Here is a 14,105-nt window from a genome sequence, read left to right on the forward strand (position 1 = left end):
GAGCCGTGGCGGCCGAACTCCAGTCTTTCGAGGGCGGGGGCCGTCACCCGGTCGGCGGCAGCGCGCTCCGCCGCGCCGCGCACCCCTCCGCCCGCCTCTTCCGGGCGTCACGTCCGCTGCTCCCGGACGCGCGGCACGGCCGGGCGGCGCACCCCGCAGACCGGGGGCCGACACCGCGTCCGAGGTCCCGCGGGAGTGAGGGGCGCCGCCGCACAACGGCGGGGCCCCTCGGCCCGGCGTCCCGCTCAGACCAGTACGACCGGAAGCTCGAACAGGTCGTTCTGCGTGACGACCGGCTTGTTCCGCAGCTCCTCCGGTGCGACGGCCAGGCGCAGATCCGGGAAGCGGGCGTACAGGGCGGGCAGGGCCACCGACGCCTCCAGCCGCGAGAGGGCGGCACCCGGGCAGACGTGCGGGCCGTGGCCGAAGGAGATGTGACGGTTCGGCGTACGGGTCACGTCGAACGAGCCCGCCGTCGGGCCGTGGTGCTCCTCGTCGCGGCCGATCGCGCCGAACGACACGATCAGGGCCTCGCCCTTGGGCAGGATCCGGTCGCCCACCTCGATGTCCTCGGTGGCGAAGCGGATCAGCACGTGCGAGGTCGGCGTCGACCAGCGCAGGGTCTCCTCGATGACGTCGGCCCACGGGACCTCGCCGGCGAGGACCAGCGCCCGCTGCTCGGGGTGGGTCTCCAGGGCCACGACGGCGTTCACGATGAGGCTGATCGTCGTCTCGTGTCCGGCCGCCACCATCAGCTGGAGGGTGTTGGTGATCTCCTCCGTGGTGAGGCGGTCGCCGCCCTCCGACGCCTCGATCAGCGCGCTCGTCAGGTCGTCCCCGGGCTTCTCGACCTTGCCGGCGACGATCCCCGCGAACAGCGTGCCGAGGTCCGCCATCATCTGCGGCACCTCCTCGGGCGGCGTCTGCGTCGAGAAGAACTTCTCGAACAGGGCCTTCATCCGCGGGTGGTCGACGGGGTCGACCCCCATGAGGTCGCTGACCACGTTCATCGGCAGCGGGTACGCGAACTCCGCCTTGAGGTCGACGGTCTCGCCCGCCGGACGCTCCGCCAGCCGGTCCAGCATGCCCGTGGTCAGGGCCTCGATGCCCTCGCGGAGCCGCTCCACCCGACGGGCGGTCAGCGCCTGGGCGACGAGCGTGCGCAGCCGGCGGTGCTCGTCGCCGTCCACCGTCAGCATCGACCTGCCGGGGTTGGCGAGGCCGATCAGCGGCCAGTCGAGGGGTATCTCGCCGCGCTGCCAGGCGCCCCAGACGTCGATGTCCTTGACGAGACGGGCATCGGTGAGCAGCCGCCGCGCCTCGGCGTGGCGGGTGACGGCCCAGCAGGCCACCCCGCCGGGCAGGACGACACGGGCCAGCGGGCCGGCGGCCCGCAGCCGGGCGCTCTCGCCGTCGAGGTCGGCGACGAACGGATCCAGGGCGATGGCGTCGGCGGCGGACGCGGCGTGGGCGTGCGGGCAGGTCATCCGAGGGCTCCAAGGGCGGGGGTCGGGGTGTAGGTCACGGGGAGCGCGGAGAGCCCGCGCAGCCAGGGCGAGGGGCGGCGGGCGAGATCGGCCGCGGGAACCGCGAGGTCGACGTCCGGCAGCCGGTCGAGCAGCACCTCGATGCCCGTCCGCGCGATGGTCTCGGCGACCTCCTGCGCGGGGAACGGGCAGCGGTGCTCGCCGTGGCCGAAGGACAGGTAGGCGTTGTTGCCGCCGGTCAGCCCGCCGGCGTCCGCGCGCACGTGCGGGTCGGAGTTGGCCGCGGCGAGACCGAGCAGGAGCAGGTCGCCGCGGCCGATCCGGCGCCCGCCGAGGTGGGTGTCGCGCGAGGCCCAGCGGCCTGCCACGTTCTGGGTGGGGGTGTCCTCCCAGAGCACCTCGTTCATCGCCTCGCCGACGCTGTGCCGGCCCCCGGACAGCGAGGCGGCGAACCGGTCGTCGGTCAGCATCAGACGCAGCGAGTTGCCGATCCAGTCGGCGGTCGGCTGGTGACCGGCGGCCAGCATCACCATGAGGTCCTGGGCGACCTCCTCGACGGTGAAGCCGGCGGTGTCGCCCAGCATGCGCGAGGCCACGTCGTCGCCCGGCGCCTCCGCCTTCGCGGCGAGCAGCCCGAACATCGACTCCGCCAGGTGACGCTGGCCCTCCAGCGCCCCCTCCTGACCGTTGATCATGTCGTTGAGGGCGGTGACGAGCCCCGGCCCCTGCTCGTCGGAGAAGCCGTAGACGCTGGCGAGGACCCGTACCGGCAGCAGCATCGCGTACTCGGCGATGATGTCGCACGACCCCTTGCCGCACAGCGCGTCGATCAGCTCGTCGGCGAAGTGCTCGGCCCGCTCCTTGAGCACGAACGGGTCGATCCCCTCCAGCGCCGCGGAGATGACGTTCGCCCGCTCGCGGTGCCGCTCGCCCACGGTGTAGAGGATGGACGGCTGCTTGCGCCCGATCATGGGCAGCAGCGGCCAGTCCGCCGGGATGGCGTCCCACTGGTTCCACAGGTCGGAGTCGCGGGAGAAGAGGACCGGGTCGCTGGTGACCTGGTGGAGCTCGCGGTAGCCGAGCACCAGCCAGGCCGGCACGTCGCCGTCCAGGACGACGGGGGCGACGGCCCCGTGGTCGCGCCGGATCTGCCGGTACAGCTCGTTGGGGTCGGTCTGGAAGCGCGGCCCGCTCAGCGGGACGGGCGGGTGCTCGGAGAGGGTCACGGGGCGGGCTCCGGGATCGGCTGCGGGACCGGCGGCGTGGCCGGGGCGACGACGGTCCGCAGGTGCTCGACGAGCGAGATGAGGACCTGCTTGCTGGACTCGCGCGAGCGCGCGTCGCAGAAGACCAGGGGTACCTCGTCGGCGAGGTCGAGGGCCCCGCGGATCTGTTCGGGGGTGTGGGAGGGGCCGCCGAAGTCGTTGCAGGCGACGACGAACGGCGTCCCGTGGTGTTCCAGGCGGTCGATGGCGTACCAGGAGTCGGCGAGCCGGCGCGTGTCGACGAGGACCACCGCGCCGAGCGTCCCGGAGAACAGCCGGTCCCACAGGAACCAGAACCGCTCCTGGCCGGGCGCTCCGAACAGGTACAGGACGTTGTGGGTGTCGAGCGAGATCCGGCCGAAGTCGAAGGCCACCGTGGTGGCCGACTTCGCGGCGACGCCGGCGGTGTCGTCGACTCCCTCGCCCGCCTGGGTCATCGTCTCCTCGGTGTTCAGCGGACGGATCTCGCTGACCGAGCGGACGAGGGTGGTCTTGCCGACTCCGAAACCGCCGACGACGACGATCTTCAGTCCGTTGTCGGCGGTGCTGCGCAGGGTCTGGCGCGGTTCATCAGAGGTTACGGAGTCCAACGAGCACCTGCTCCAGGATGTCGTGATCGGGAAGGCGGTACGACGCACGGGGGTGCCGGGCGCTGATCCGGCCGGTGTCGTGCAGGTCGGCCAGGAGGATCCTGGTGATCGAGACCGGCAGTCCGAGGCCGGCCGCCACCTCCACCACGGCGGTGGGGTAGCGGCACATGCGCAGGATCGCGGCGTGCTCGGACTGCATGCCGGGGACCGGGTCGCTCTCGGCGACCACGAGGGTCACCAGGTCGAAGGCGTCGGACCCGGCGCGGCTGCGGCCGCCGGTCAGGGTGTAGAGCCGGTCGGGGGAGTCGTCCCGGCCCGGCCTGCCGCGGCTCATCCCCGGGGCCTCGCGACCAGGTGCTCGCCCAACTGCTCCACCAGTTCGGACATGTTGTGGCCCACGTGGCCGGCGTCGGCGTCCTCGTCGGCGACGACCGCGAGGTGGGCGCCCTCGCCGGCTTCCACGATGAAGAGGATGCCGCCGTAGAACTCGGCGATCGCGGAGCGGACCCCGCCGGTGCCGTCGCCGAACTCCACGGAGGCACCGTGCGACAGGCTCTGGATGCCGGCGGCGATCGCGGCGAGCTGGTCTGCCTGGTCGACGGAGAGCTCGGGGGTGCGGCAGAGCTTGAGGCCGTCACGGGAGAGCACCAGGGCGTGCCGGGTGCCCGGGGTGCGTTCCAGCAGGCCCTCGAGGAGCCAGCTGAGCTTCTCGTCGGTGGTGGAGCCGGTCATTACGAGGTGCCTTCCGGGTACGGGGGGTTCGAGGTCGGGGACGGCGTCCGCGGGGCGGACGCCGGGCCGGCCGGATCGGTGGGTGCGGAGGGGGAGTGGGGGCCGTCGCCTGCGGCGGACGCCGTCCCGGCCGCGGGGCCGGCCTCGGGCTCGCCGTCCGGTCGGGGGGCGGTGCTGCGCACGGCGCGGCGGAAGGTGCCGAACCGGTTCGCCGCACCGGCGGCGGCACCGGTGCGCGGCCCCTCGGCGGGCGCCTTCGCGGCGGCCTGCGGGCCCTCGGGGTGGGCGGCCGCCATGGCCCGGCCGCGGCGGCGCTGGGGGAGTCCGCTCTCGCCGAAGCGGGGGTGCTCGCCGGTGGACTCGGCCGCGCTGTCGTGCACGGTCTCGGGCTCGGCGGCGGGCGCCGGGACCGGGGCGGGCGCGGACAGGCCCCGCCCCGAGAGGGGCGGCAGCGGGTCGGCGGGCGCGGACAGGCCCCGCCCCGAGAGGGGCGGCAGCGGGTCGGCGGGTGCGGCGGCGGGCTCGGCGGGCGCGTGGCTGATCAGCTCCTGCGGGAGCATCAGCAGGGCGCCGGTGCCGCCGCGCGCGGAGGGGCGGAAGGACACGGTGAGGCCGTGCTTGCGGGCGAGTCGGCCGACCACGGCGAGGCCGAGGCGCGTGCCGGAGAGGCCGGCCAGGTCCTGGGGTGCGGAGCCGACGGCGGCCTCCGCGCGGCGCTGCTGCACGTCGCTCATCACGAGGCCGCTGTCCTCGACGGCGATGATGACGCCTGCCGGGACCTCCTCGACGTAGACGTGCACCTCGGCGGTGGGCGGCGAGAAGTTCGCCGCGTTGTCCATGAGTTCGGCCAGGGCGTGCATGACGCCCTCGGCCGCGTGCCCGGCGACGGCGGCGTCGCTGCTGGAGTGCAGCCGCACCCGCTGGTAGCCGCTGATCCGGCCCATGGCGCCGCGGAGGATCGACTCCATGACGATGGGGCGGGCCCAGCGCCGTCCGGACCGGGCCCCGCTGAGCACGGCGACGGAGTCGGCGAGCCGGCCGGCCTGGGCGGTGCGGTGGTCGAGGTGGAGGAGGTCGGTGAGGACGTCCTCGTCGGCGTGCCGGTGCTCCATCTCCCGGAGGTCGGCGAGCATGCTCGTCGCGAGGGCCTGCATGCGGCCGGCGGCGTTGGCCGCGGCGGCCATGGCCGCGGACCTGCCGGACTCGGCGCGGCGCAGCCGGGTTTCGAGCGTCTCGGTCTCGGCGGCGCGTTCCCGGCGCAGTGCGTCGATCTCGGCCGCGTGGGACCGGACGAGATCGTCGGTCCGGGCCGCGTGGGCCGCCCGGGCGGCTTCGGTCTCCGCCTCCAGCCGCTCCTTCGCGGTGGCTGTCTCGCGCTCGGCGGCCGCCGTGAACCGGGCCATGTACACCTCCTTGGAGGCGACGTCGGCGGCCAGGGTGTCGGCCCGGCGGGCGAGTACGCGCGCGGTGCGCCCGTACCAGGTGACCGCGAAGGCCGCGGCCGAGAGGAGCAGGACCCCGCAGGCGGCGAACCAGCCGAGCGGGGTGCGGACCCCGCCCGGCGCCGCGGCGACGGCGGCCGCGGAGAGCGCACCGCCCGCGGCGGCGGTGAGCAGCGAGGCGGTCAGGGCAGGACGGAAGGGGGTGGGTGACGCCGACATCAACCAGACTCTCGGGAGCGGGCACACGGGGAAGGGAGTCGTAACGACGGCACTATAGATGCGTTGTTGATCAGTTCGGAACTCTTGTGATCGGATCGGCATTCAGTACAGGGAATACTTTTCCGGTACTGCGCCCGAGAAGGTCCGAAGTTGCACGCCTGCCCGCAACCGCGAAGCGCTGAGGCCTTCCTGAAGGGCCGTTCGCTCCCGCGCAGCTTCCCCGAGATGTCGGGGAAGGGCCGGGAAAAACGGTTTGAGCGCGAGCGGTGGGCCCGAGAGGATCGGGCGACACCGATGAGTTCCTCCTGCCGCCGCGGTCTTCCGGTGTGACCCGCAGTGCGCGGAGGACACTCACCCCACGGAAGGCGCCATGCAAGCACCCCTCGCGACCCCCACCCTCCCACCCGCACGCGTCACCGCCGTGCTGCGGATCCTCGTGCTGTCCACGTTCGTCGTCCTCCTCAACGAGACGATCATGGTCAACGCGATCCCGCGGCTCATGCGCGAGTTCGAGGTGACCGCGGCCGCCGCGGGGTGGCTCTCCACCGCCTTCATGCTCACCATGGCCGTCGTCATCCCGGTGACCGGCTGGTTCCTCCAGCGCGTCACGACCCGCACGGCGTACGGGCTGGCCATGGCGCTCTTCCTGGCCGGCACGACGCTGGCCGCCGCGGCACCGGCCTTCCCCGTGCTCCTGGTCGCCCGCGTCATCCAGGCGAGCGGCACCGCCGTCATGATGCCGCTGCTCATGACGACCCTGATGACCCTGGTGCCGCCGCACGACCGCGGCCGCGTCATGGGCAACATCACCCTCGTCATCTCCGTCGCCCCCGCCCTCGGCCCCGCGGTCTCCGGCGTGCTGCTGCAGCTCGGGACGTGGCGCCTGCTGTTCCTCGCCGTGCTGCCCATCGCCGGTGCCATGGCGATCGTCGGTCACCGCCGGCTGGTCAACATCGGCGAACCCCAGGCCGGACCGATCGACTGGGTCTCCGTCCCCCTGGCGGCGGCGGGCTTCGGCGCCCTGGTCTACGGTCTGAGCGGCCTCGGCGCCGGGGGCGAGGCCCCGGCCGTGGTGCCCGCGGAGGCCACCACCGCCGTCGGCGCGCTGCTCGTGGCGCTGTTCGTCTGGCGGCAGCTGGCCCTCCAGCGTTCCTCGACGCCGCTGCTCGACCTGCGGGCGCTCACGTTCCGGCACTTCTCGGTGGCGCTCGCCCTGATGTGCCTGTCCTTCATGGCCCTCATGGGCGCCTTCATCCTGTTGCCGATCTACCTCCAGGAGGTCTGCGGCCTGAGCTCGCTCCAGACCGGGCTGCTCCTCATCCCGGGCGGTCTCACCATGGGACTGCTCGGACCGCAGGTCGGCAAGCTCTACGACCGGCTCGGCGCACCCCGGCTCGTCGTCCCCGGTGCGGCCCTCACCGCGCTCTGCCTGGGCCTGTTCGCCCTGATGGGGGAGGAGACCGCGCCGTGGCTGGTGCTCGCCGTGCACGTGGCCCTCAGCGCCGGCATGGCGTTCGTCTTCACTCCCGTCTTCACCTCCGGCCTGTCCGTCCTGCCCCCGCACCTCTACCCCCACGGCTCCGCGATCCTGGGCTCCCTCCAGCAGGTCGCGGCCGCCGCCGGCACCGCCCTGGTCATCAGCGTGATGTCGGGCCGCGCCGCCACGGCCGCGGCCGACGGCGCCGCGCCCACGGACGCGCTGGCCACGGGCATCCAGTGGGGATTCGGCATCGGCGCGGTGCTCGGCGGGCTCACGGTGCTGGTCGCTCTGCTGGTGCGCACCCCGCCCGTGCCCGAACCGCCTGCCGCGCCCGAGGTCCAGGGCGAGGAGGGGACGTCGCTGGACAAGACCGCGACCACCCCCGGCTAGCCGGTCCCGCGCGGACCTCCCCCGACCCGTCTCCGGGGGCCCGTACCTCGTACGGCCCCTCTAGGATGACAACCGCGCTTGACGGCGCATGGGGTCGACGTCCCACGCGGCCGACGTCTCACCAGGTCCCGCGCGTGCGCGGGGCGCCGGTGGCGGACGTCGGGGCGGGGCCGTCCGGTAGCTGGTCCACAGGGGGAGATCTTCGGTGTTCGGAATCATCAGGCCGTGCCGTCATCGGCTGGGCGAGGGCCTGCGTACCGAGTGGATGGCCCACTTGTGCGGGCTGTGCCTGGCACTGCGCGGCGAGTACGGGCAGTTCGCCCGGGTGGCCACCAACTACGACGGTCTGATCGTCTCGGTCCTGACCGAGGCGCAGTCGGAGCGGACCGGCGACTGGCGCCGGGGAGCCGGTCCGTGCCCGCTCCGCGGGATGCGGTCGGCGAGCGTGGCGCAGGGCGAGGGCGCGCGGCTGGCGGCGACGGTGTCGCTGGTCCTCGCGGCGGCGAAGATACGCGACCACATGGCCGACGGCGACGGACTGCTGGGACGCCGCCCGGTGGCCCTCGCGGCCCGCCGGATCGCGAAGGGCTGGGACCGTGCCGGTGCCGCGGGCGGCGAACGCCTCGGCTTCGACACCGCCGTCCTGCTGGGAGCGGTCGAGCGGCAGCCGGAGATCGAGCGGTCGACCGGCCGGGGAGGCTCGCTGCTGACGGTCACGGAACCCACGGAGACCGCGACCTCCGCGGCCTTCGCCCACACCGCAGTCCTCACGGGGTGCCCGGGCAACGCGGAGCCGCTGGCGGAGGCCGGCCGTCTCTTCGGCCGCCTGGCCCACCTGCTGGACGCGGTGGAGGACCTGGACGCCGACGCGGCGTCGGGCGCGTGGAACCCGATCGCCGTGACCGGCGCGGACCGTGCCGAGGTGCGCAGGCTGTGCGACGACGCCGTCCACGGGATCCGGCTCGCCCTCTCCGACGCCGTGTTCGTCGACGGGAGGCTGGTGCAGGCCCTGCTGGGCGGGGAGTTGGAGCGGGCCGTCGACCGGGTCTTCGACCCCCGGCACCGTGACCACCGGCACGAACGCCGGGCCTCGGCCCCGCGCGTGCTGCCCTGGCTGGGGCTCCGGACGGCGACGGAGCGGCCCTCGGCGACCCCGACGGACCCGGCCTGCGGAGTCGGCGCGCTCGCGGGCACGGCCCCGGCCGGTGCGCCGACGGCATCGGGCCGCCCGCCGGAGGGCGAGTGCCGGCGCTGTCGGGAGTACCGCAGGCTGTGCGGCGACTGCCGGCTGTGCTTCAACTGCTGCCGCTGCGCCGACGACGACGGCGGCGACTCGGGCGAGCGCGACTCCTGGCAGTTCGGCGAGGGGGGCGGCGGCAGCGGCGGTTCGGGCCGGGACTCCTCGGGCCGGGACGGCTCGCGCGGTGACGGCTGGTTCGGCGGCAACGGCGGCGGCTCGGGCGGCTCCTCGGGCGGTTCCGGCGGCTGGGGCGGAGGCCACTCGGGCGGCTCGGGCGGCCACGGCGGCTCCGGCGGCTCCGGTGGGGGTTCGGGCGACGGCTGCGGAGGTGGCGGGGGCTGCTGCAATCCGTGCAAGTGCTGCTGCGACTGCTGCGACTGACGACCGAACGGCGCTCCACCCGACACGCATGACGGAAGCGGCCCACCAGGCACCCCTGGTGGGCCGCTTCCGTCGTGTCGGGACGGCCGCCCCGCGCCGCCGATGCCGCCGTTCGCGTCAACATCAGGCTGATTCCATTCGAAAACCGTCGCACAGACAGGGTGTTGTCGAGCGCCGTTCACTTGGGCGTATTACTCTTCCTTGACTCGCTGTTGGGCTTGCTTTGGTGAAGTCTGATGATGGTGTTACCAGAGGGAGGCGCACCGAGATGTCATCCGTCCGCCTGTCCGCAGTCCTCCGCGCAGCGCTCCTCCTCGTCCTCGCCCTCGCCTGCGGCGGCCCCCCACCGGCCCCCGCCGGACCGGCGGCCTCCCTCCAGCGACCCTGCGCCCAGCAGGTCGCGCCGACAGCGGCCGCCGAGTCCTCGCACACCGGAGGCGGCGAGGCGGACGCCCCCGGAGGCTCCGCCCTCCACCGCGACCGCCGACGGCCCGTCACCCTCACCGTCGCGCTCCCCGGCCACCCGCCGGCCACCCGCGCCACCCCGCTCGCCGACCTGACGGCGGACCGCCCCGGCGGCGCGGACCCCCGGCCGAGACCGCTCGCCTCCCGCGACTCCGTCACGCTGCAGGTGTTCCGCTGCTGACGGACGGTGCCCACCCGCGCCGACCTGTCAGCCCGACGCGCCCCCACGGCGCGCCAGGAGGAATCATTCATGCAGCCCCTCATCGACAACGCCCGCCGATTCGGACAGCGCCCTGAGGAGTTCGCCGCACACGCTGCGGGCCAGTCCCCGGCCGTCCTGTTCATCACCTGCTCCGACTCCAGGGTCGTCCCCGCCCTGATCACCGGCGCCCGCCCCGGCCAGCTCTTCGAACTGCGCACGGCGGGCGGCATCGTCCCCCCGTACGGCGCGGGCAACCCCAGCGGGGAGGCCGCCACCGTCGAGTACGCCGTCGAGGTGCTCGGCGTGCGGGACGTCGTCGTCTGCGGCCACTCCCACTGCGGCGCGGTGGGATCCCTGGTCCGCGGCGACGACCTCAGCGCGGTCCCCGCCGTACGGGACTGGCTCGCCCACGCCGCCCCCGACGGAGCCCCGGGGCGCGCCGACGACCCTGCCGTCACCGACGCCGTCCACGGCCACGTCCTCGCCCAGCTGCTGCGCCTGCGGTCCTACCCGTGCGTGGAGCGGCGGCTGGCGGACGGCCGGATCCGGCTGCGCGGCTGGTACTACGAGGTCCACACCGGCGCCGTCCTGGAGTACCGCTCCGAGGCCGACGCCTTCGAGGCGCTGTGAGGAAGGACCCGCGGATGCCCCGCTCCCTCCCCTTCCTGCGGCAGGACTTCGCCGCCTCGCTCGTCGTCTTCCTCGTCGCCCTCCCGCTCTGCATCGGCGTCGCCGTCGCCTCGGGCGTCCCCGCCGAACTGGGCCTCATCACCGGCATCGTCGGCGGCATCGTCACCGGCCTGATGCGCGGCAGCAGCCTGCAGGTGTCCGGTCCGGCCGCCGGCCTCACGGTCCTGGTCTTCGAGGCCGTCAGCGCCTTCGGCCTCGCCGCGCTCGGCGTCATCGTGCTGGCGGCCGGCCTGCTCCAGATCGCCATGGGCCTCCTGCGGTGGGGCCGCTGGTTCCGTGCCATCTCCCTGTCCGTCGTCGAGGGCATGCTCGCCGGCATCGGCCTCGTCATCATCGCCGGGCAGCTCTACGCCGCCGCGGGCGTCCCCGCCCCGGACTCCGGCCTCGACAAGCTCACCGGCCTGCCGGGCGCCCTGATCGAGGCCCTCGGCGACCGCGAGGCCCTCGTGTCGCTCGCCGTCGGCGCCGGCACCATCCTGCTCATCGTCGGCTGGCGACGCATGCCGCGCCGGGCCCGGGCCGTCCCCGGCGCCCTGGTGGCGGTGCTCCTCGCCGCCCTCGCGACCGCCGTGCTGGACCTCCCGGTGGCCACCGTGCGGGTCGGCGGCGTCCTGGAGGCCGTCCACCTCCCCGGGACGGAAGCGCTCTCCTCGCTCGCCGACCCGGCCCTCGTCGGCACGATCCTCGCGTTCGCCCTGATCGCCTCCGCCGAGTCGCTCTTCAGCGCGGCGGCGGTCGACCGGCTCCACTCCGGACCGCGCACCGAGTACGACAGGGAACTCGTCGCCCAGGGCGCGGGCAACACGCTCTGCGGCCTGCTCGGGGCCCTGCCGCTCACGGCGGTCATCGTGCGCAGCTCGGCCAACGTGGAGGCCGGAGCCCGGACGAAGGCGTCCCGGGTGCTGCACGGGGTGTGGCTGCTGCTCTTCGTCGTCCTGCTGCCCACCGTGCTCGCGTACATCCCGCTGGCCGCGCTGGCCGGGATCCTCGTCCACGCCGGATGGAAGCTCATCCCGTTCAAGGGCGTGGTGAGCCTGTGGGGCCGCCACCGGGGCGAGGCCCTCGTCCTCGTGGCCACGGCGGCGTCGATCGTGGCGGTCGGCATGTTCGAAGGCGTGCTGATCGGTCTCGTCCTCTCGGTGGGCAAGGCCGCCTGGGAGGCCTCCCACCTGCGGATCGAGCAGACCGACGACGGGCGGGAGGCGGTCCGCGTACGGCTCCAGGGGACGGTCACCTTCCTCCGGCTGCCCCAGATACTCGACAGCCTGGAGGCCCTGCCCGGCGACCGGCGGGTGGTCCTGGACCTCTCCGGGGTCCACCACCTCGACCACGCCTGCCGCTCCGCGCTGGAGACCTGGGCGGAGCGGCACAGCGGGGCCGACGCCGAGGCGGTCCGGGCGGCCACGGACCCGGAGCGGGCCGAGGAGGCGACCGCGGCCCGGGTGAGCAGCCCGGGCTGAGGCCCCGGCCTCCGGTGGGGACGGCCCGCGTCGCCGTTCCCACCGCAGGTCCGGCACGACGGGGCCACCCGGCCGCGCCCCCCGGCGGACCGCGGGCGGGTCCGCGGAGTGCGTGGCGCACTCCGGCATAGGAGCCTGGTGGTGTGGTGAAGCCAACGAGGCCGGCGAACGGCGCGAGCCCGCGGAGCTGGCTGCGCGGGGCCCCACCGCCCCGCTGGGTGCGGGTGCTGCCCGTGCTGCTGCTCGTCGGGGTCGCGGCGGGGTCCCTCTCCGACTCCGTCCCCGTCGACATCGGCTTCCTGCTCGGCGCGGTGCCGCCGCTGGCCGTGCTGGCCTACGGGCCGCTGGCCACGGCGCTGCTCGGCGCCTCGACGATCGTGCTCCTGACCGTTCCGTTCTTCCATCTGAACCGGCCCGGCAACACCGACCTCTTCACCCTCGGCTTCGTCGCCATGCTCAGCGTCTTCGTCTCCTTCGTCCGCGGGCGCCGGGACCAGCAGCTCGACCTGGAACGCACCGTGGCCGAGACGGCGCAGCGGGCGATCGTCCCGGACGTGCAGCGCACGGTCGGGCCGGTGCGCTGCGCGAGTCTGTACCGTGCGGCCGAGCGCGGCACGCTGGTCGGGGGCGACTTCTTCGACGTCCGGCCCGGCCCCCACGGGATCCGGGCGGTCCTCGGCGACGTGCAGGGGCACGGCCTGTCGGCCGTCGCGACGGTCGCCTCCGTCCTGGGCGCCTTCCGGGAGGCGGTGCTGGACGACGTGGACGCGGAGGCGATCGCGGCGCGGCTGGACCGCAGGCTCGTCGTCGACTCCGCGCGCACGGACCACGCGGAGCTCTTCGCCACGGCCGTCCTCCTGGACTTCGTGCCGCACGGGCGGGAGGTCCGCGTCCTGGCCTGCGGCCATCCCCCTCCGGTCCTGGTACGGGGCGGGGCCGTGCGCACCCTGGAGCTCGACCCCGGGCCGCCCCTCGGCCTGGGCCTCGCCGACGTCCTGCCCGGCACCGCCGCCACGGTGTCGCTCCGGCCCGGGGACCGGCTGCTGCTGGCCTCGGACGGCGTCCTGGAGGCCAGGGACGCCTCCGGCGCCTTCTACCCCTTCGCCGAGCGGCTGGCGCGGATGACCGATGTCGGCCCGGACCGGCTGCCCGACGAGATCTGGGCCGACCTGAGCGGTTTCGCCCCCAAGATCCAGGACGACGTCACCCTGTTGGTCCTGACCCTGGACGCGCCGGGCCCGGGCCGGCCCGACACCGGCCGACCCGCCGACACCGGCTGACCTGCCGACACCGGCCGACACCGGCCGACCCGCCGACACCGGCCGACCCGCCGGCGCCCCGGACTCCGCCGGCGCCCCGGACCCCCGAGCACGCCCCCCCGGGGCGAGGGGGCGAGCCGTGCCGTGCGCCGCGCTCAGGCCACCGGCAGCACCGGCGGCAGCGCCGAGGGCAGCCGGTGGGAACCGATCCAGATCCCGGTGACCGCGCTGACGTAGCGGGCGCCGCAGAGGTCGGACGGCACGACGAGCTGCGTGCCCGCCGCGTCGAGTTCCGCGTCGTCCATGCGGGTCGCGAGCAGGACGGGTGCGTTGCCGAAGTCGGCGTCGAGCTCCGCCCACGACAGGACGGTGTGATGGCCGTCGCCGCCGCTCACGGACACCAGGAAGCGGGAGCGCTCCTTGCGGCGAGCGGCGTCGAAGCCGGGCCGCGCCGCCGCCATGACCTCGCGCAGCAGCGGTCCGGCGAAGGTGTGGTGCTGCGGTCCCGCCGTGGCGCAGTCGAACACCACCTCGGCCCGGTGCTCCTCCCACCCCTCGCGCAGGTCGGCGACGCAGAGGGTGGCGGGGGCGGCCACGTCCCCCCAGACCGCGAAGGATCCGGGAGGCGCGGACGCGGTGACGGGCATGGCGGGGGATGCGGCGATCGGTCGGCTCATGGTCGGGTCCCTTCGGTGCGGTCGTTGCGGCGGCTGCGCGCAGTGATACCCGACCGTGGAACCGGAGAACCTCGTCTGCCATGTCGAGTGGACCGGAAGCCCGGCATTTGTGAGCTTGATACGAGA

The 14,105-nt window shown here is 74.6% G+C and carries 13 protein-coding genes; 6 read left to right on the plus strand and 7 right to left on the minus strand.

The features are described 5' to 3' along the window. Nucleotides 1-245: 245 nt before the first annotated feature. The 6 genes from ACY0MR_RS33990 to ACY0MR_RS34015 are packed head-to-tail and all read right to left on the minus strand — an operon-like array spanning nt 246 to nt 5,735. The gene (locus tag ACY0MR_RS33990; protein ID WP_388797553.1) at nt 246-1,487 is read right to left on the minus strand and encodes a cytochrome P450 family protein; all 1,242 of its coding nucleotides are present in this window, start codon (nt 1,485-1,487) and stop codon (nt 246-248) included. Continuing rightward, nucleotides 1,484-2,713 carry a cytochrome P450 gene (locus tag ACY0MR_RS33995; protein WP_473557340.1) on the minus strand — a complete coding sequence of 410 codons (1,230 nt, stop codon included), beginning with the start codon at nt 2,711-2,713 and terminating at the stop codon, nt 1,484-1,486. Before ACY0MR_RS33995 ends, ACY0MR_RS33990 begins: the two co-directional genes overlap by 4 nt. Next, nucleotides 2,710-3,342, minus strand: a complete 633-nt coding sequence (locus ACY0MR_RS34000) for a GTP-binding protein (protein ID WP_361854561.1) — start codon at nt 3,340-3,342, stop codon at nt 2,710-2,712. The genes ACY0MR_RS33995 and ACY0MR_RS34000 overlap by 4 nt, the downstream gene beginning before the upstream one ends. Beyond that, nucleotides 3,323-3,676, minus strand: a complete 354-nt coding sequence (locus tag ACY0MR_RS34005) for a DUF742 domain-containing protein (RefSeq protein ID WP_361854564.1) — start codon at nt 3,674-3,676, stop codon at nt 3,323-3,325. The genes ACY0MR_RS34000 and ACY0MR_RS34005 overlap by 20 nt, the downstream gene beginning before the upstream one ends. Further along, nucleotides 3,673-4,074 (minus strand): roadblock/LC7 domain-containing protein, encoded by a 402-nt coding sequence (locus ACY0MR_RS34010; protein ID WP_361854567.1) that lies wholly within the window; start codon nt 4,072-4,074, stop codon nt 3,673-3,675. Before ACY0MR_RS34010 ends, ACY0MR_RS34005 begins: the two co-directional genes overlap by 4 nt. Beyond that, nucleotides 4,074-5,735 carry a sensor histidine kinase gene (locus ACY0MR_RS34015; RefSeq protein ID WP_473557343.1) on the minus strand — a complete coding sequence of 554 codons (1,662 nt, stop codon included), beginning with the start codon at nt 5,733-5,735 and terminating at the stop codon, nt 4,074-4,076. Before ACY0MR_RS34015 ends, ACY0MR_RS34010 begins: the two co-directional genes overlap by 1 nt. Nucleotides 5,736-6,105: 370 nt before the next feature. Between ACY0MR_RS34015 and ACY0MR_RS34020 the strand changes: the two genes are divergently transcribed. From ACY0MR_RS34020 to ACY0MR_RS34045, 6 genes are all read left to right on the plus strand, one after another. Next, on the plus strand, nt 6,106-7,605 hold the full coding sequence (locus ACY0MR_RS34020; protein ID WP_473557345.1) for a DHA2 family efflux MFS transporter permease subunit: 1,500 nt from the start codon (nt 6,106-6,108) through the stop codon (nt 7,603-7,605). 205 nt (nt 7,606-7,810) lie between these two features. Next, the gene (locus ACY0MR_RS34025; protein ID WP_473557347.1) at nt 7,811-9,226 is read left to right on the plus strand and encodes a DUF5685 family protein; all 1,416 of its coding nucleotides are present in this window, start codon (nt 7,811-7,813) and stop codon (nt 9,224-9,226) included. A 268-nt stretch (nt 9,227-9,494) separates the two neighbouring features. Continuing rightward, on the plus strand, nt 9,495-9,872 hold the full coding sequence (locus ACY0MR_RS34030; RefSeq protein ID WP_388797571.1) for a hypothetical protein: 378 nt from the start codon (nt 9,495-9,497) through the stop codon (nt 9,870-9,872). Between the two features lie 69 nt (nt 9,873-9,941). Beyond that, nucleotides 9,942-10,523, plus strand: coding sequence for a carbonic anhydrase (locus ACY0MR_RS34035; RefSeq protein WP_392203181.1), 582 nt, complete (start codon nt 9,942-9,944; stop codon nt 10,521-10,523). Nucleotides 10,524-10,537: 14 nt separating this feature from the next. After that, nucleotides 10,538-12,043: a SulP family inorganic anion transporter gene (locus ACY0MR_RS34040; RefSeq protein ID WP_473557350.1), complete on the plus strand. Its 1,506-nt coding sequence runs from the start codon at nt 10,538-10,540 to the stop codon at nt 12,041-12,043. Nucleotides 12,044-12,186: 143 nt separating this feature from the next. After that, the gene (locus ACY0MR_RS34045) at nt 12,187-13,323 is read left to right on the plus strand and encodes a PP2C family protein-serine/threonine phosphatase (RefSeq protein ID WP_473557352.1); all 1,137 of its coding nucleotides are present in this window, start codon (nt 12,187-12,189) and stop codon (nt 13,321-13,323) included. Between the two features lie 134 nt (nt 13,324-13,457). On the opposite strand, the gene ACY0MR_RS34050 is transcribed toward ACY0MR_RS34045, so the two are convergent. Continuing rightward, the gene (locus tag ACY0MR_RS34050) at nt 13,458-13,979 is read right to left on the minus strand and encodes a molybdopterin-dependent oxidoreductase (protein ID WP_473557355.1); all 522 of its coding nucleotides are present in this window, start codon (nt 13,977-13,979) and stop codon (nt 13,458-13,460) included. Nucleotides 13,980-14,105: the final 126 nt, after the last annotated feature.

It is taken from the genome of Streptomyces sp. JN8, assembly GCF_055808075.1.